We start from the raw sequence: 17,088 nt of genomic DNA, 5'->3' as shown, positions 1-17,088 counted from the left end.
CGCCCGCTGCGCCGCCGGCGCCCTCGCCGCCCGCGCCCGGCTGGCCCGGCCACTGCGCGCGCAGTTGCGCGCCCGTGGGCAGCGGCCCGCGCTGCGCGAACGGGTCCTGGTCGAACTGCCACGGGTAGTCGGCCTCGCTGACCCAGGGCAGCGCATCGAGCGGCAGGCGGTAGCCCATCGGCGAATCGCCCGGCAGCAGGTACATGCGGTCGTCGCGGAAGAACCAGGGCCCGCTGACCCAGCGCTGGCCGTGCAGGGCCGGTGCCTCCTCGGCACCGGCGCGGCGCAGCGGCAGCACGTAGCCGCTCACCTGCGCCAGGCCCGCGCCGAACACGCGGCGCAGGCGCATGCGCTCCATCTCGTCGTCCAGCCGCGACTCGAGCGGGTCGACGTTGACCGGCAGGCGCCGCTCGCGCCACAGGTAGTACCAGGTGTCTTCATAGCCGGGCTGCACGAAAGCGGGGTCCAGGCCCAGGCGCGTGGCCAGGCTGTCGAGGAAGCGGTGTGCGTCGGCGTGGGTGTAGTCGGCCGGATGGCGCTCGTCGGCGAACAGCGACGGGTCCTGCCAGCAGGGCTCGCCGTCGGCGCGCCAGCAGATCGACAAGGCCCAGCGCGGCAGTTGCTCGCCCGGATACCACTTGCCCTGGCCGTAGTGCAGGAAGCCGCCCTTGCCGTAGCGGTCGCGCAGCTTGTGCACCAGTTCGGTGGCATAGCCGCGCTTGGTGGGGCCGAGCGCATCGGTGTTCCACTCCGCGCCGTCGCGGTCCTTGACCGCCACGAAGGTCGGCTCGCCGCCCATGGTCAGGCGCACGTCCTGCGCATCGAGCCGGCGGTCGACCTCGGCGCCGACCGCCGCCACCGCCTGCCATTGCGCCTCGGTGTAGGGCTTGGTCACGCGCGGCGATTCATAGATGCGCGTGATGGACATCTCGTGGTGGAACGCGACCTCGCTCTGGTCCACCGCGCCGCTGACCGGCGCCGCGCTGCCAGGCTCGGGGGTGCAGGCCACCGGGATATGGCCCTCGCCGGCCAGCAAGCCGGAGGTGGGGTCCAGGCCGACCCAGCCCGCGCCCGGCAGGTAGACCTCGCACCAGGCATGCAGGTCGGTGAAGTCCGCCTCGGCGCCCCTGGGGCCGTCCAGCGCCTTCACGTCCGGCGTCAGCTGCAACAGGTAGCCGGAGACGAAGCGCGCCGCCAGGCCGAGATGCCGCAGCGTCTGCACCAGCAGCCAGCCGGAGTCGCGGCAGGAGCCGGCGCCGGATTCCAGGGTCTGCTCCGGCGTCTGCACGCCGGGCTCCATGCGGATCAGGTAACGGATGTCTTCCTGCAGGCGCTGGTTCAGCGCCACCAGGAAGTCGATGGTCCGCTGCGGCGTGCGCGGGATGCTTTCCACGAAGGCGGCGAAGCGCGGGGTCGGCTCGCCCGTGACCAGGTACGGCGCCAGTTCGTGCGCCAGGCCCGGGTCGTAGCTGAACGGAAACTGCTCGGCGTAGGGCTCGAGGAAGAAGTCGAAGGGGTTGTAGACCGCCATCTCGACCACCAGGTCGACGGTGATCTTGAACTCGCGGGTCGGCTCGAGGATCACCAGCCGGGCGAGGTAGTTGGCGAACGGGTCCTGCTGCCAGTTGATGAAATGCTGCTCGGGCTCGATGCGCAGCGAATACGAAAGGATCGGTGTGCGGCAGTGCGGGGCGGGCCGGAGCCTGACCACCTGCGGCGATAGCTTCACAGGCCGGTCATACCGGTAGTGGGTGACGTGATTCAGTGCGACGTGCGTTGCCACAAAGGCCTCCCATTGGCGCAGAATTTGTGCCGTCTCTAGCAAGCAAGAGTTGTACCGCCCCGCGATGGCCAAGGCCCCGGGGACCCGGGTGCCGCTGCCGGAGGACCTCCCTTCCGGCGCGGTGCCCCGTCATGCCAGCACGGCAACGCTACCGCAGCATGACATGACGCCTGACCATGATGCCCGGCCATGGCGCCCGACCTGCGCCCCTACATGGCATCCTAAATGGCGTCCTACATGGCGCCGCCGCGCTTCGCCTTGAGTCCCTGCTCGAGCAGCGAACGCAGCTTGGCCAGCGCGCCCGGGTCGCCGTGCGAGGCCGAGCGCGCGTACCAGATCTTGGCCTGCTCGATATCCTTCTCCACCACGCCCGGCTCGCCGCGCTCGTAATAGCTGGCGACGATGTACTGGGCGCCGCTGTCACCGGCGGTGGCGGCGCGGCTGTACCACTGGAAGGCCTTGCCGTAGTCGCGCGAGACGCCCCGCCCGGTGAAATAGTTGGTGGCCAGCGCCACCTGGGCCTGCACATGGCCGCCTTCGGCCGCGCGCCGGTACCACTCGTTGGCGGATTCGAGCGAGCGCGGCACCAGGTCCCCGTGCTCGTAAAGCTCGCCGAAAGTGAACTGGGCGTGGGTCATGTCGTTGTCGGCCGCYCGGCGCAGCCAGATCAGCGCCTCCTGCGGGCGCACCGGCGTGCCTTCGCCGCGCAGCAGCATCATGGCGTAGTTGAACTGCGCCAGCCGGTTGCCTTGCTGGGCCGCCTTGGCGAAGTCGCGCAGGGCCGCATCGAAGGCGCCGGCATCGTAGGCGGCCACGGCCTGCTGCGTCAGCGCCTGCGCCGGCACCGGCGGCTGGGTTGCCGCCGCGGCAGGCGGCGCCGCGGCAAGACAGAGGGAAAGGCCCAGGGCGGCGGCGGCGGCGTTGACCGCGCACCATGACGGCGAAAAGAGACGGACAGGCGGCATGGCAGGCTCCAGGCAAGGCACGCGCTCACTCCAAGTCTACAAGTGTAGGCTTAGGAAGTCGCCAGTAGCAGTCGCAATCCAGCCGGAGAACTTACGGCAGGCGCCACCAGTCCGGCGCTGCCGGCGCAGGGATGGGTACGGTGCTGGGCAGGGCCTCGGCCTGCGCCAGCAGGGCTTGCGCCTCGGCATGCAGGCGCGCCAGGCAATCCGCCAGCACGCGCGCTTCGTCCGGTGCCAGGCAGCTCGCCAGGCGGGCATTGAACGCCTGCGCCTGGGCAAAGGCCAGCCGGTACACCGCCTCGCCCTCGGCGGTCAGCGCGAAGGCCGCGGCGCGGCGGTCCTGGGTGCGCGTGTCGCGCCGCACCAGGCCGCGCGCCATCAGGGCATGCACCGCGCGGCTGGCCAGCACCTTGTCCAGGCCGGCGCTCAGCGCCAGCTCGGTCAGGCGCGTGCCGGGCTGCTCGCCGAGAAAGGACAGCATGCGCCACTCGCGCCGGCTCACGCCCGCCGCCGCGCGCAGGTGCAGTCCGCTGGCGTTCAGCGCGACGCGGGTCAGGTGGTAGAGCCGGTAGTTCAGGAAATCGGCCAGCCGGGCCGGATGCTGCAGGGTGTGGCCGGCGTCCGCCGCCGGCTCGCCCTGCGCGGCGCAGGCTGCGTCCCGGTCCTCGCCGTCCCTGATGGCTTCGTTCATGCCGCACCCGCAAAATTGGTTGATTTTGTCAATTATATGGGTGGGTGTTAGCGTCCATGGGTCTATATAAAACCGGCTCGCCGCGGCGCATTCCGCACTCGCCGGGGTATGGCCAGGCAGCGCAAGGCAAGACGCACGGCGCGCAGATCGATGCGCGAAATCCGTCGTTGGCGCGCCCGGGCCGTATCGATAAATTGGCCGGCCTCGCCGCCGCCAGCACCGCTGGCGGCGCGACAAGCCGCCGAACCCAAAAGGAGAAACCGTGAACCCCGCCAAACTGCTGCGCGCACTCGTCCCCACCCTGGCCGCCATGTCTGCCCTGTCCGCCATCCTGCCGGCCACCCCGGCACTCGCCCAGAGCGAGCGCCCACTGCGCATCCTGGTGGGCTATCCCGCCGGCGGCACCGCCGATCTCGCGGCCCGCCTGGTCGGCGACAAGCTGCGCGAAGAGCTCAAGCAGACGGTGGTGATCGAGAACAAGCCCGGTGCCGGCGGCCGGCTGGTGATGGACTATGCCCGCACCCTGCCCGCCGACGGCAACACCCTGGTGGTGGCCAACTCGGCGGTGATGACCATCGCGCCGCAGGTCTACCGCAAGCTCAACTACGATATCCAGCACGACTTCGTGCCGGTGGCGCAGATCGCCAATTTCCAGCTGGCGCTGGCTGCCGGGCCCGGCACGCCGGCCAGGTCGCTCAAGGAGTACATCGACTGGCTCAAGGCCAGTCCGGCCAGGAACAACTCCTACGCCTCGCCCGCGCTTGGCAGCATTCCGCACTTCTTTGGCCTGCTGTTCGGCAAGCAGGTCGGCGTGGAGATGCTGYACGTGCCGTTCAACGGCTCCGCGCCGCTGATGAACGCCCTGGTCGGCGGCCAGGTGCCGGCGTCGGTCGACACGCTGGCCGACATGACCGAGATGCACCGCGCCGGCAAGATCCGCGTGCTGGCCAGTTCCGGCACGCAGCGCTCGGTCGCCCTGCCCGACGTGCCGACCTTCACCGAGCTCGGCTACAAGGACATCGAAGGCGTCGGCCGCTATGGCTTCCTGGCGCCGGCCGGCACGCCCAGGGCCACGCTCGATCGGCTCAACACGGCGATCGTCCATGCGCTGCAATCGCCCGACCTGCGCGAGCGCTTCCTCAAGCTGGGACTGGAGCCGCAGACCGGCAGCGCCGAGCAGTTCGGCAAGGTGCTGGCGGCCGATGCCGGCCGCTGGGGCCCGGTGGTAAAGAGCTCCGGTTATACGGGGGACTGAAAAAACCCGGCGAAATACAGCCGCCTGTTATTCGTCGCATCGATGAATTCGTATCGACGCCCAACCAGATCCAGCACGCCATGCCCACCCGCAACACCCTCTTCATCATGTGCGACCAGCTGCGCCAGGACCACCTGGGCTGCTATGGCCACCCCACGCTGCGCACCAGGAACATCGACGCCCTCGCCAGGCGTGGCGTGCGCTTCACCAAGGCCTTCGTCACCTCGGGCGTGTGCGGGCCGAGCCGCATGAGCTTCTATACCGGACGCTACCCGAGCAGCCATGGCGCCACCTGGAACCGCGTGCCGCTATCGGTGGGCGAAGTCACCCTCGGCGAATACCTCAAGGACAGCCAGCGAACGCTCGCGCTGGCCGGCAAGACCCACGTCATGCCGGACAACGCGAACATGAAACGGCTGCACCTCGACGGCGCCGGCGAGCTGGAGACGCTGCTGCGCAGCGGCCACTTCGTCGAAGTGGACCGGCACGACGGCCACCATGCCGAGCCGCGCAGCGCCTATGCCGAATGGTTGCGCCAGCAGGGCTACGACAGCGCCGACCCGTGGACCGACTACGTGATCAGCGCCGAGAACGCGCAAGGCGAGATCGTCTCCGGCTGGCAGATGCGCAACGCGGGCCTGCCCGCGCGCGTGGCCGAGCCGCACTCCGAGACCGCATACACCGTGGGCCAGGCCATGCAATATATCGCCGCGCGCGGCGACGAGCCCTGGGTGCTGCACCTGTCGCTGGTCAAGCCGCACTGGCCATACATGGCGCCGGCGCCTTACCACGCCGCCTATACGCTGGACGACTGCCTGCCGCTCAAGCGCCATGACGCGGAGCTGCAGGATCCGCATCCGGTGCTCGACGCCTACCGCACGCAGGAAGAATGCGCCAACTTCATGCGCAGCGAAGTCTCCGACACGGTGCGCCCCACCTACCAGGGGCTCGTGCAGCAGATCGACGACCGTCTCGGCGAACTATGGGACCAGCTCGAACGCCTGGGCCGCTGGGAGGACACCCTGATCGTCTTCACCGCCGACCACGGCGACTTCCTCGGCGACCACTGGCTCGGCGAGAAGGAACAGTTCTACGACACCGTGCAGAACATCCCGCTGATCGTCTACGACCCGTCGCCTGCCGCGGATGCCACGCGCGGCAGCGCCGATGCGCGCATGGTGAGCGCGGTGGACGTGGTGCCTACGGTGCTCGACGCGCTTGGCCTGCCGGCGGCCGATCATCGCGTGGAGGGCCGCTCGCTGCTCGACCTCACGCAGGCGCGCGATGGCGGGCAATGGCGCGGGTTCGTCGTCTCCGAACTCGACTACGCCTATCGCGGGGCCCGCGTCGTCCTCGGCCGCCATCCCGGCGAATGCCGCGCCTGGATGGTGCGCGACGCGCGCTGGAAATACGTGCACTGGCAGGGCTTCAGGCCGCAGCTGTTCGACCTGGAGAACGACCCGGACGAGTTCTTCGATCTTGGCCAGGATGCCGGTTTCGAATCCGTGCGTGCCGCCATGCGGATGCACCTGCTCGAATGGTTCTCTTCGCTCAAGCCGCGGACGACGGTGAGCAATGACGAGGTGGCGGCGAAGACCAATGTGTATAAGCAGGCGGGGGTGTTCTTCGGGGTGTGGTGAGGGCGAGGGGGGCGCCCTCCCCCCTTATCCCACGAAGCGGTATCCCACCCCCAGCTCGGTCATCAGATGCACCGGCTGCGTGGAGTCCTTCTCCAGCTTTTGCCGCAGGTGCCCCATGTAGACGCGCAGGTAGTGGCTGCTCTCCGAATGCGCGGGCCCCCACACTTCGCGCAGCAGTTCGCGGTGCGTCATCACCTTGCCGCGGTGCGCGATCAGCACGGCCAGCAGGCGGTACTCGATCGGGGTCAGGTGGATGGCATCGCCCGCGCGCGTGACCACGCGGTTGGCCAGGTCGACCTGCACTTCGCCGAAGGCGATCAGCGGCGTGCCTTGCGGGTTGAGCCGGGCGTGCCGGCGCAGCAGCACGCGCACGCGGGCGATCAGTTCGCCCACGCCGAAGGGCTTGGTGAGGTAGTCGTCGGCGCCGGCGTCGAGCGCGGCGATCTTGTCGTCTTCCCCGGAGCGCGCGGACAGCACCAGCACCGGCACCTCGGTCCAGGTGCGCATCTCGCGGATCAGCGTCATGCCGTCGCCGTCGGGCAGGCCGAGGTCGAGGATCACCACGTCGGGCTGGCGGGTGCCGGCGTCGATCAGGCCGCGCTTGAGCGTCTCGGCCTCGTGTATGGTGCAGCCCTCGGCCTGCAGTGCCTCGCGCACGAAGCGCCGGATATGCGGCTCATCCTCGACCAGCAGTACCGTGGGCGAAAAATCGAAAGCCATCTCAGTCTGGTTCCTTGTCTGTTGCTGCCCTTGCGGCGATGCCGGGCACGGGGTCCGGGTCCGGTTCCGGCTCGATCGCCGGCGGCGTGYCACGCGGCAGCGCCACCACGAAGCGCGCGCCGCCGCGCTCCATATTCTCCACCCAGATGCGCCCGCCGTGCGCCTGCACGATGGCCTCGCACACGGCCAGGCCCAGGCCCACGCCGGCGGTTGCCGATTCGCGCTCGCCGCGCGTGAACTTCTGGAAAATCGCTTGTTCCTGCCCGCGCGGCACGCCGGGCCCCTCGTCTTCCACCGCGAACCGCACCTCGGTGTCGGCCACCTCGCCCGACACCCGGATGGCGGTCCCCGCCGGCGTGTACTTGGCGGCGTTCTCCAGCAGGTTGCACAGCACGCGCTCCATCAGCACGGCGTCGCATTCCACCAGCGGCAGCGCGGACAGGTCCGCCACCGACACGCGATGGCGCGACAGCGCATCGCGCATGCCGGCCAGCGCCGCGCCCACCATTTCCTCGCACGACTGCCACTCCTTCTGCATGCGCACGTCGCGGCTTTGCAGGCGGGCCATGTCGAGCAGGTTGATCACCATGGTGCGCATGCGCAGGGCCTGCTCGCGCATCGCGCGCACCGTCTCGGCCAGCGCCGGCGACAACTCGGCGCGCTGCATGGTCTCGGCCATGCCGACCAGGCTGGTCAGCGGCGTGCGCAGGTCGTGCGACACGGCGGCCAGCAGCGAGCTGCGCAGGCGCTCGGATTCCATCGACAGCAGCGCCTGCTGCGCGACCTCCACATAGTGCAGGCGTTCGATCGCGATGGCGATCAGCGTGGCGAACACATCGACCTGGCGGCGCAGCTCGGGCTGGGCGAAGGCGCGCCATACCTGCGGCTCCACCGCGAGTACGCCGCGCGTCTGCATCGGCGCCTTGAGCGGCAGGTAGAGCACCGTGCTGCCGGGCAGCGTGTGCGTGCCGGTGCCGGCGGGCTTGCCGTGGTCGAACACCCATTGCGCAAGCACGGGGTCGATGGCGTCGCTGCCGCGTTGCGCCGGGTCGATCACCGGCGGCAGCAGGCGCCCCTTCGGCGAGACCAGGAAAAAGGCCGAGCGCGCGCCGAGCGCGGCCTGCAGGAAGCGGCTGCCGATGGCGATGATCTGCTCGGGCATCAGCGCGGCGGACAGCTCGCGCGCCAGCTCGTAGAGCGTGCGCGCCTCGGTCTCGCGCTGGACCGAGACCCTGGCCTGCTCGCGCAGCCCCGCGGTGAGCTGGCCGATCACCAGCCCGACCGCGAGCATCACGACAAAGGTCACCAGGTATTGCACATCGCTGACCGAGAACGACAGCCGCGGCGGCACGAAGAAGAAATCGAAGGCGGCCACCGACACCACCGAGGCGAGCGCGGCCGGACCGCGCCCGTGGCGCAGCGCCACCGCCACCACCGCGGCGAGGAACAGCATGGCGATATTGACCAGCTCGAACCACGGTCGCGCCAGCGCCGACAGCAGGCTCGCGCCCGCGCACCATGCCACCGCCCACAGGTAGTCGACGCGGCGCGCCGCCACGCTGCCGTCATCGACGGCCTCGCGGTCCTCGCGCACGTCTTCGCGCATATCGCTGCGGGCAGCCGCGTGCACGCGGCCGCGCGCATCGGCCGCCATGGCGTCGGCGGCGACCCGGATCACGTCGATCTCGGGGCAGCCCAGCGCCAGCGAGTCGGCAAAGCTGTGGCGGCCGAACAGCCAGGCGCGCGCGCCCAGGAATGGCGACAGCGACAGCGCCAGCAGCGCGCGTCCGCGCGCCAGCACGCCACCGCCCTGGCGGTGCCACGCGCCGGGCGCGCGCCCGACCACCACCTTGGTCAGGTTGTGGCGACGCACGTAGCCGGCCACCGCCTGCACGATATCGTTGCCGGCCAGGGTCTCGGTGCGCGCGCCGAGTTCCTCGGCCAGCCGCATCGCCTCTTCCAGGTTGGCGCGCTCCTGCGCCGCCAGCGGCGCCAGGCGCGGCGTGGCGACCGTGACCACGTGCCAGTCGCAATCGAGCTGGCCGGCCAGCCGCCGCGCGCTCTTGACCACCTGCGCGGCATCGTCGCCGCTGCCGATGCAGGCCAGCACCGCTTCGCGCGTGCGCCACACCGGACGGATCGATTCGGCATGGCGGTAGGCGCGCACATCGTCGTCGACGCGGTCGGCGGTGCGGCGCAGCGCCAGCTCGCGCAACGCGATCAGGTTGCCCTTGCGGAAGAAGTTGCTGGCCGCCGTGCGGGCCTGCTCCGGCATGTAGACCTTGCCGTCGCGCAGGCGCCGCAGCAGTTCGTCGGCGGGCAGGTCCACCAGGATCACCTCGTCGGCACCGTCGAACACGGTGTCGGGCACGGTCTCCCACACGCGGATGCCGGTGATGCCGCCGACCGCCTCGTTGAGGCTGTCGAGGTGCTGGACGTTGACCGTGGTCCAGACATCGATCCCGGCCGACAGCAGCTCCTCGATATCCTGCCAGCGCTTGGGATGGYGGCTGCCCTGCGCGTTGGAGTGCGCCAGCTCGTCAACCAGGACCAGCGCCGGACGACGCGCCAGCGTAGCGTCGAGATCGAATTCCTGCAGCACGCGGCCATCCATGCGCGGATGCGGGATCGCCTTCAGCGGCAGCCGCTCGAGGCCATCGAGCAGCGCCTCGGTCTCGGCGCGGCCATGCGTCTCCACCACGCCGACCAGTACGTCGCTGCCCTGCTCGCGCAGCGCGCGCGCCGTGGTGAGCATGGCAAAGGTCTTGCCCACGCCCGCCGACGCGCCAAAGTACACCCGCAGCTTGCCGCGCGCGGCGCGCTCGCCCTCCGCCTGCATGCGTTGCAGCAAGGCGTCGGGATCGGGCCGCGGCGGAGTGTCGCGCGTGGCGGTATCAGGCATGTGGGGCTTCAGCACGCGGAGGGCGAATGGATGTCGAGGATTGTGCCACGGCTACGCGCGGGCGCCCGTGCGATTGCGGCCCGGACGGAGTCGACAGGGGATGCACCACGGCCGCGCGAGGTGCCCGGGGGTAGTTGCCTGCTCTCCCCCGGCGCCTCTCCCGCAAGCGGGAGAGGCGAGCAAACCGGCAGGCATCCGGGCAGGCGCTTGCGCCCGCCAGCTCACGGCTTCTCTGCATCCAGCGCCAGGTTCAGCTGCAGCACATTGACCACCGGATCGCCCATCACGTGCAGCAGCGGGCCTTCCGTGTTGGCCGCCACCAGGGCCTGCACGCGTTCGAGCGGCAGGCCGCGCAGGCGCGCCACGCGCGCCGCCTGGTATTGCGCGGCGGCCGGGCTGATATGCGGGTCCAGCCCGCTGGCCGAGGCGGTCACCAGATCCACCGGCACCGGGGCCTGGTTGGCGGGATCGGCTTCGCGCAGCGCTTCGATGCGGCCGCGGGCGGCGTCGGTCAGCGCGGGGTTGCTCGGGCCGAGATTGGAGCCGGACGAGGCGGCCCCGTTATAGGGCATCGGCGCGGTGGCCGACAAGCGGCCCCAGAAATACTTCGGGTCCGAGAAAGGCTGGCCGATCAGCTCCGAGCCGACCGCCTTGCCATCCTTGACGATCAGCGAGCCGGCCGCCTGATGCGGGAACACGGCGCGCGACAGCCCGGTGATGACGCCGGGATAGAGCAGGCCGGTGACGACCGACAGTGCGACGAACACCGTCAGCATCGGGCGCAGCAGGCCGCCCTGGATGGGTGTGCCGGGCTGGCCGCTGGTGCCGCGGCCCTGGGGCGCGGCGGTGACTGGGGTAGGCATGATGACTCCGTTCAATGTCTTTGTCTGGGCTCGGATCGAGCCCGGGTCGGGCCCTGGCCGGGCCTTGTGCGGGCGGCGCGGCTCACGCCCAGCCGAACAGCACCAGGATCATGTCGATGATCTTGATGCCCACGAACGGCACCAGGATGCCGCCCAGCCCGTAGATCAGCAGGTTGCGCCGCAGCAGCACGGCCGCGCCGAGCGGGCGGTACACCACGCCGCGCAGCGCCAGCGGGATCAGCACCACGATGATCAGCGCATTGAAGATCACCGCCGACAGGATGGCCGAGGCCGGCGTGGCCAGGCCCATCACGTTGAGCCGGTCGAGCTGCGGATACGTGGTGGCGAACGCCGCCGGGATGATGGCGAAGTACTTGGCCACGTCGTTGGCCACGCTGAAGGTGGTCAGCGAGCCGCGCGTCATCAGCATCTGCTTGCCGATCTCCACGATCTCGATCAGCTTGGTCGGGTTGCTGTCGAGGTCGACCATGTTGCCGGCTTCCTTGGCCGCCTGCGTGCCACTGTTCATGGCCACCGCGACGTCGGCCTGCGCCAGCGCGGGCGCGTCGTTGGTGCCGTCGCCGGTCATCGCCACCAGGCGGCCTTCGGCCTGGTAGTCGCGGATCAGCTTGAGCTTGGCTTCGGGCGTGGCTTCGGCGAGGAAGTCGTCGACCCCGGCCTCGGCCGCGATCGAGGCGGCGGTGAGGCGGTTGTCGCCGGTGATCATCACCGTCTTGATGCCCATCTTGCGCAGTTCGCCGAAGCGCTCGCGGATGCCGGACTTGACGATGTCCTTGAGCTCGRCCACGCCCAGCACGCGCACCGTCTCGCCGCGGCCGTCGTCGAACGATTCCGCCACCACCAGCGGCGTGCTGCCGGCGCGGGCCACGTCGTCCACGGCCTGCATCACGGCGTCGGGGAACTTGCCGGCACGCTCGGTCACGTATTTGCGCAGCGCGTCGGCGGAGCCCTTGCGCACGCTGCGGCCGCCCGCGTCCACGCCGCTCATGCGCGTCTGCGCGGTGAACGGCACGAAGATCGGGCGCAGCGCGCTGATATCGGGCGCGGCGGCGCCGGACTGCTGGCGCGCCAGCGTCACGATGCTGCGGCCCTCGGGCGTCTCGTCGGCCAGCGACGACAGCCATGCGGCCTCGGCCAGCTGCTGCGCGCCCACGCCCGGCGCGGCGATAAAGCGCGATGCCTGGCGGTTGCCGTGGGTGATGGTGCCGGTCTTGTCGAGCAGCAGCACGTCCACGTCGCCGGCGGCTTCCACCGCGCGGCCGGAGGTGGCGATCACGTTGGCCTCCATCATGCGGCTCATGCCCGCCACGCCGATGGCCGACAGCAGCCCCCCGATGGTGGTCGGGATCAGGCACACCAGCAACGCGATCAGCACGGTGATGGTCACGGGCATGCCGGCCTTGGCCACGAACACGCTGTACACCGAGAACGGCTGCAGCGTGGCGGTGGCCAGCAGCAGCACGATGGTCAGGCCCACCAGCAGGATGGTCAGCGCCAGCTCGTTCGGGGTCTTCTGGCGCTTGGCGCCTTCGACCATGGTGATCATGCGGTCGATGAAGCTTTCGCCGGGATTGGTGGTGATGCGCACCACGATCCAGTCGGACAGCACGCGCGTGCCGCCGGTCACCGACGAGAAATCGCCGCCCGATTCGCGGATCACCGGCGCGGACTCGCCGGTGATGGCGCTCTCGTCGACCGAGGCCACGCCTTCGATCACGTCACCGTCGCCGGGCACCATGTCGCCCGCCTCGACCAGCACCACGTCGCCGCGGCGCAGCGCGGTGGCCGCGCGCGCCTCGGTGGCGCCGGCGGCGCGCCAGTCGCGCCGGCCTTCCTTGATCAGCTTGGCGGTGACGGTGGTCTTGAGCCCGCGCAGTGCTTCGGCCTGCTGCTTGCTGCGCCCTTCGGCGAGCGCCTCCGCGAAGTTGGCGAACAGCAAGGTGAACCACAGCCAGACCGAGACCGCGAGGATGAAGCCCGCGCTCTCGCCGCCCGCGCTGGCGGGCGAGAACAGGGCCCGGAAGAACAGGATGGTGGTCAGGATGCTGCCCACGTAGACCACGAACATCACCGGGTTGCGCAGCTGGTCGCGCGGCGCGAGCTTCTTCAGCGCGTCGAGCAGGGCCGGCTTGACCAGCTCGGGGGCGAACATGCCGCCGCGCGGCGGGCGCTGGTGACCGCCACCCTTGTGCGTGCCGTGGGCCGGCGCACCCAAGGGGGCCGCCGGTGTGGTGTTTGCAGGTGCCGCGCCGGMSTGCTTGCCGCGCGTCACCATCGATTCTTGTTGCATGCGTTTCTCCGCAATACGCTGATCTGCTTCGAGATGCCGCCCGCGTGAAGGTCACTGCCGGGCGGCCATCCCCTGGCTACTTTCCTGCCGCCGTGACCACGGCGCCCTGAAGCTGCTCCGCCACCGGCCCCAGCGCCAGCGCCGGGATATAGGTGAGCGCGCCCACCATCAGCACCGAGCCGACCAGCAGCACCACGAACAGCGGGCCGTGCGTGGGCATGGTGCCGCCGGTCACGGGCAGGCGCTTCTTGGCCGCCAGCGAGCCCGCCATGGCGAGGATCGGCACGATGATCCAGAAGCGGCCGAACCACATCGCCGCGGCCAGCAGCACGTTGTAGAACGGCGTGTTGGCCGACAGCCCGGCGAAGGCGCTGCCGTTGTTATTGGCCGCCGACGAGAGCGCGTAGAGGATTTCCGAGAAGCCGTGCGTGCCGGGGTTGAACACCCCCGCGCGGCCCGGATCGGCCATCACCGCCACCGCGGTGCCGAGCAGCACCAGCAGCGGCGTGACCAGGATCGCCACGGCGGTCATCTTCATCTCGTAGGCTTCGATCTTCTTGCCCAGGTATTCCGGCGTGCGGCCGATCATCAACCCGGCAATGAACACCGCCAGCACCGCGTACACCAGCATGCCGTACAGGCCCGAGCCGACGCCGCCGAACACGACTTCGCCGAGCTGCATCAGCAGCATGGGCACCAGCCCGCCGATGGCGGTAAACGAGTCGTGCATGGCGTTGACCGCGCCGCACGAGGCCGCCGTGGTGATGGTGGCGAACAGCGCGCTGGCGGCGATGCCGAAGCGGGTCTCCTTGCCTTCCATATTGCCGCCGGCCTGCAGCGCRCTGGCCGCGTGATCGATCGGCAAGCCCGCCAGCGCGGCATTGGCCTGCTGCTCGGACAGCGCCGCCACACACGCCATCACGATGAAGATCACCGCCATCGACGCCAGCACCGCCACGCCCTGCCGGCGGTCCATCACCATCTCGCCGAACGTGAAACACAGCGCCGCCGGGATCAGGAAGATGGCCAGCATCTCGATCAGGTTGGCGAGCTCGGTCGGGTTCTCGTACGGGTGCGCCGAGTTGGCATTGAAGAAGCCGCCGCCGTTGGTGCCGAGCATCTTGATGGCTTCCTGCGAAGCCACCGGGCCCATGGCGAGCGTCTGCTTGTCTGTCTTCATGGCGTCAAGCACCGGCGCGCCCTTGGCGTCGAGCACGGGCTGGCCGGCGGCGTCCACCTTGGGCTGGCTGTACTCGACCGGGGTCACCAGCGCGACATCCTTGTAGCCGTCGAAATTCTGGATCACGCCCTGGCTGACCAGCGCCATGGCGACGGCGGCCGACAACGGCAGCAGCACGTACAGAGTGCTGCGCGTCATGTCCACCCAGAAGTTGCCGATGGTGGCCACGCTCTGGCGCGCGAAGCCGCGGATCAGCGCGAACACCACGGCGATGYCGGTGGCCGCCGAGACGAAGTTCTGCACCGTGAGCGCCAGCATCTGCGTGAGGTAGCTCATGGTGGATTCGCCGCCGTAGGCTTGCCAGTTGGTGTTGGCGACGAAGCTCACGGCGGTGTTGAACGACAGGTCGGGAGAGACCGCGCCGAAGCCCTGCGGGTTCAGCGGCAGCCAGCCCTGCAGGCGCTGCAGCGCGTACACCGCCACCACGCCCAGCATATTGAAGACGATGACCGCCACCGCGTATTGCTTCCAGCCCATCTCGGCGTCGGCGCGCACGCCGCCCACGCGGTAGAGCAGGCGCTCGAACGGCCGGCCCCAGGCGGTCGCCCGATATGCGCCGTCTTCCATTGCGCGGCGGATATAGCGCCCCAGGAAGGGCGCGAGCGCCAGCAGGATGGCGAGGTACAGGACAAGAAGTCCCAGGAATTCGGTTGACATCAGAATTTCTCCGGCCGGAACAGGGCAATCAGGAGGTAGATGAAGACAGCGACGGCGAGCACGCCGCCCAGCAGGTCGGCCCAGTCCATCACAGCCCCCTGTCGGTAGCGCTGTCCTTGCGGCGCGCGTCGGCGCGTTGCGCGCCCGGGCCGTCGGCCGCACTTGGCGGCTTGCCGCCAAGTGCGGCGCACAGCGCCAGCAGTGCGCCAGTCAGCGCACCGAACAGCAATAAACCGATGAAATAGATCCCGTCCATGGCAATACACCGTGAGTGATTCACAGCTGGGAGGTTAAGGATCGAGCGGTAAAAACGGGGTAGAGAGGGGGGAGGGGGGTGTAAAGAAGATATAAAAATGACGGGCCGGCGCGCGTGCGCCGGTACCGGCCACGCCGATGCCGGAAAGGAAGGACGGCCGTGCCGGGGGCGTCGCCCGCCTGGGGAAAGCCTTGTCCCGCCTGCCGCGGACGGCTAGATCCAGCCCGACTTGTGCAGTTTTCGCCAGAGTCCCGCGCAGGCCAGCGCGGTCACGCCGATCACCGTCGGGTAGGCGTAGTGGAACTTCAGTTCCGGCATGAAACTGAAGTTCATGCCGTACAGGCTGAACACCACCGTGGGAATGGCCAGGATGGCGCCCCAGCCGGCCAGGCGCTTGACGATCTCGTTCTGGCCCACGGTGACCAGCGCCAGGTTCACCTGCACCGCCGTGGTCAGCATCTCGCGCACCACGTCGAGCGTGCGCACCAGGCGGCTGGCGTGGTCTTCGATGTCGCGGAAATAGGCGCGCAGCTCCTTTGGCACCAGTTCCTCGTGCAGCCGGATCAGCTGTCCGCAGATCTCCTCGATCGGGTAGACCGCGTTGCGCAGGCGCAGTACCTGGCGCTTGATGTGGTACAGGTGCTCGATCGCGGCGCGGTCGAACTCATCGCGGAAGATGCCCTGCTCGAGCTGCTCGAAGGCATCCTCGAGCCGGGTGACGATGGGCATGTAGTGATCCACCACGAAGTCCATCAGCGCATAGAGCACATAGCCCGGGCCGTTGGCCAGCGCGCGCGGATCGCTCTCGCAGCGCTCGCGCACCGGGGTGTAGCTGCTGCTGACGCCGTGGCGGACCGACACCACATAGTTCGGGCCCACGAACAGGTGGGTCTCGCCCACCACCACTTCCTCGTCGACCAGCTGGGCGGTATTGAGCACGATGAAGATGGAATCGCCGTAGGTCTCCAGCTTGGGCCGCTGGTGTGCGTCGAGCGCATCCTCCACCGCCAGGTCGTGCAGGCCGAATTCCTGCTGCACCTTGCGCAGCAGCGGCAGGTCCGGCTCGTGCAGCCCGAGCCAGACAAAGGTGCCGGGCACGGCGATGGCGTCGCTGATCTTGTCCACCGCCACATCCCCCAGCCGCTTGCCGTCGCGGTAGGCCACGCTATTGACGATTGCACCCATGCATACTCCCTTGTCTGGATGGCGCAATCGTAACAAGAGCGCGGGCCCGGCGGGAAGCTGCGCGGAGGGAGGGCGGCAGCGAGTGTCGTTCCCTGCGCGGGGATGCGGCGGGGCCGGTTCGTGCGCGCCCCATCCGGCACTGGAGAGGATTGCGGGGGTATTTGTTACAGTTCTGCCTCCAGCTGACGTTAGAATGTCCCATTTCCACGGTCACCGACTATGTCCCAGAAGAAATCGCCACGCTTCGAGCTGCGCAGTGGCAATGTCGACGCCCTCCTCCTCGCTCTCAAGTCCGCTGACATGGCAGCGCTGCGGGACGACCTTCTGTCCCGCTTCGAATCGACCCCTGATTTCTTCTCCAACGATGTCGTCGCGCTGGATCTGCGCCGCCTGGAAGGCGACGACCGGATCGCGCTGGACATGGTGATCGAGACCCTGACCCAGCTCAAGGCCCGCGCCATCGGCGTGGTGGCGCGCGAAGCCCAGCGTGACTGGGCGGCGTCCTTCGGCCTGCCGCTGCTGGACAGCCATAGCCGCCGCGGCGGCCGCGACGAGGCCGCGCCGGCCGCGACCCAGGCCGAAGCGCCCCCCGGGGCACCGGCCGGCGGGCAGGCGCAAGC

The 17,088-nt window shown here is 69.5% G+C and carries 15 protein-coding genes; 4 read left to right on the top strand and 11 right to left on the bottom strand.

Annotation, left to right across the window (positions count from 1 at the left end; translation table 11 throughout):
- The 3 genes from AC1DK4_RS38270 to AC1DK4_RS38260 all read right to left on the bottom strand — a co-directional run.
- Positions 1–1,783 (bottom strand): transglutaminase family protein (locus AC1DK4_RS38270; RefSeq protein ID WP_477132174.1); only part of this gene is annotated, 1,783 nt, incomplete at its 3' end.
- Positions 1,784–2,016: 233 nt separating this feature from the next.
- A complete protein-coding gene (locus AC1DK4_RS38265; RefSeq protein WP_441620024.1) occupies positions 2,017–2,748 on the bottom strand; it encodes a tetratricopeptide repeat protein in 732 nt (243 codons plus the stop codon).
- Positions 2,749–2,839: 91 nt separating this feature from the next.
- Positions 2,840–3,439: a MarR family winged helix-turn-helix transcriptional regulator gene (locus AC1DK4_RS38260; RefSeq protein ID WP_441620026.1), complete on the bottom strand. Its 600-nt coding sequence runs from the start codon at positions 3,437–3,439 to the stop codon at positions 2,840–2,842.
- A 56-nt stretch (positions 3,440–3,495) separates the two neighbouring features.
- On the opposite strand from AC1DK4_RS38260, the gene AC1DK4_RS38255 reads away from it, so the two are divergent.
- From AC1DK4_RS38255 to AC1DK4_RS38245, 3 genes are all read left to right on the top strand, one after another.
- Positions 3,496–3,705, top strand: coding sequence for a hypothetical protein (locus tag AC1DK4_RS38255; protein WP_441620027.1), 210 nt, complete (start codon positions 3,496–3,498; stop codon positions 3,703–3,705).
- A 44-nt stretch (positions 3,706–3,749) separates the two neighbouring features.
- On the top strand, positions 3,750–4,694 hold the full coding sequence (locus AC1DK4_RS38250) for a Bug family tripartite tricarboxylate transporter substrate binding protein (protein ID WP_477132175.1): 945 nt from the start codon (positions 3,750–3,752) through the stop codon (positions 4,692–4,694).
- A gap of 80 nt (positions 4,695–4,774) precedes the next feature.
- Positions 4,775–6,334, top strand: a complete 1,560-nt coding sequence (locus AC1DK4_RS38245) for a sulfatase-like hydrolase/transferase (protein ID WP_441650376.1) — start codon at positions 4,775–4,777, stop codon at positions 6,332–6,334.
- Positions 6,335–6,358: 24 nt separating this feature from the next.
- On the opposite strand, the gene kdpE is transcribed toward AC1DK4_RS38245, so the two are convergent.
- The 8 genes from kdpE to AC1DK4_RS38205 form a co-directional block, all read right to left on the bottom strand.
- Positions 6,359–7,054, bottom strand: a complete 696-nt coding sequence (kdpE, locus tag AC1DK4_RS38240) for a two-component system response regulator KdpE (protein ID WP_441620031.1) — start codon at positions 7,052–7,054, stop codon at positions 6,359–6,361.
- A gap of 1 nt (position 7,055) precedes the next feature.
- Positions 7,056–9,956 carry a DUF4118 domain-containing protein gene (locus AC1DK4_RS38235; protein WP_477132173.1) on the bottom strand — a complete coding sequence of 967 codons (2,901 nt, stop codon included), beginning with the start codon at positions 9,954–9,956 and terminating at the stop codon, positions 7,056–7,058.
- A gap of 221 nt (positions 9,957–10,177) precedes the next feature.
- On the bottom strand, positions 10,178–10,819 hold the full coding sequence (gene kdpC, locus AC1DK4_RS38230) for a potassium-transporting ATPase subunit KdpC (RefSeq protein ID WP_441650374.1): 642 nt from the start codon (positions 10,817–10,819) through the stop codon (positions 10,178–10,180).
- An 82-nt stretch (positions 10,820–10,901) separates the two neighbouring features.
- Positions 10,902–13,130 carry a potassium-transporting ATPase subunit KdpB gene (kdpB, locus tag AC1DK4_RS38225; RefSeq protein ID WP_477132172.1) on the bottom strand — a complete coding sequence of 743 codons (2,229 nt, stop codon included), beginning with the start codon at positions 13,128–13,130 and terminating at the stop codon, positions 10,902–10,904.
- A gap of 76 nt (positions 13,131–13,206) precedes the next feature.
- Positions 13,207–15,027, bottom strand: a complete 1,821-nt coding sequence (kdpA, locus tag AC1DK4_RS38220) for a potassium-transporting ATPase subunit KdpA (protein WP_477132171.1) — start codon at positions 15,025–15,027, stop codon at positions 13,207–13,209.
- Positions 15,027–15,116 (bottom strand): K(+)-transporting ATPase subunit F, encoded by a 90-nt coding sequence (gene kdpF, locus AC1DK4_RS38215; RefSeq protein WP_006164365.1) that lies wholly within the window; start codon positions 15,114–15,116, stop codon positions 15,027–15,029. The genes kdpA and kdpF overlap by 1 nt, the downstream gene beginning before the upstream one ends.
- The gene (locus AC1DK4_RS38210) at positions 15,116–15,283 is read right to left on the bottom strand and encodes a hypothetical protein (protein WP_441620041.1); all 168 of its coding nucleotides are present in this window, start codon (positions 15,281–15,283) and stop codon (positions 15,116–15,118) included. The genes kdpF and AC1DK4_RS38210 overlap by 1 nt, the downstream gene beginning before the upstream one ends.
- Positions 15,284–15,496: 213 nt before the next feature.
- Positions 15,497–16,468: a magnesium and cobalt transport protein CorA gene (locus AC1DK4_RS38205; protein ID WP_441620043.1), complete on the bottom strand. Its 972-nt coding sequence runs from the start codon at positions 16,466–16,468 to the stop codon at positions 15,497–15,499.
- Positions 16,469–16,687: 219 nt separating this feature from the next.
- Between AC1DK4_RS38205 and AC1DK4_RS38200 the strand changes: the two genes are divergently transcribed.
- On the top strand, positions 16,688–17,088 hold a 401-nt coding region (locus AC1DK4_RS38200; protein WP_477132170.1), incomplete at its 3' end, for a septum site-determining protein MinC.

It is taken from the genome of Cupriavidus sp. 05N38, from assembly GCF_056397345.1.
The sequence above is the reverse complement of the archived record's forward strand: the minus strand, read 5'-3'. Positions and strand labels throughout refer to the sequence as shown.

What these genes read in the sequence shown, in the direction of transcription:
- kdpC (WP_441650374.1), bottom strand. Translation starts at nt 10,819, where the DNA reads ATGCCTACCCCAGTCACCGCCGCGCCCCAGGGCCGCGGCACCAGCGGC.
- AC1DK4_RS38255 (WP_441620027.1), top strand. Translation starts at nt 3,496, where the DNA reads ATGGGTCTATATAAAACCGGCTCGCCGCGGCGCATTCCGCACTCGCCG.
- AC1DK4_RS38260 (WP_441620026.1), bottom strand. Translation starts at nt 3,439, where the DNA reads ATGAACGAAGCCATCAGGGACGGCGAGGACCGGGACGCAGCCTGCGCC.
- AC1DK4_RS38205 (WP_441620043.1), bottom strand. Translation starts at nt 16,468, where the DNA reads ATGGGTGCAATCGTCAATAGCGTGGCCTACCGCGACGGCAAGCGGCTG.
- AC1DK4_RS38245 (WP_441650376.1), top strand. Translation starts at nt 4,775, where the DNA reads ATGCCCACCCGCAACACCCTCTTCATCATGTGCGACCAGCTGCGCCAG.
- AC1DK4_RS38210 (WP_441620041.1), bottom strand. Translation starts at nt 15,283, where the DNA reads ATGGACGGGATCTATTTCATCGGTTTATTGCTGTTCGGTGCGCTGACT.
- kdpE (WP_441620031.1), bottom strand. Translation starts at nt 7,054, where the DNA reads ATGGCTTTCGATTTTTCGCCCACGGTACTGCTGGTCGAGGATGAGCCG.
- kdpF (WP_006164365.1), bottom strand. Translation starts at nt 15,116, where the DNA reads ATGGACTGGGCCGACCTGCTGGGCGGCGTGCTCGCCGTCGCTGTCTTC.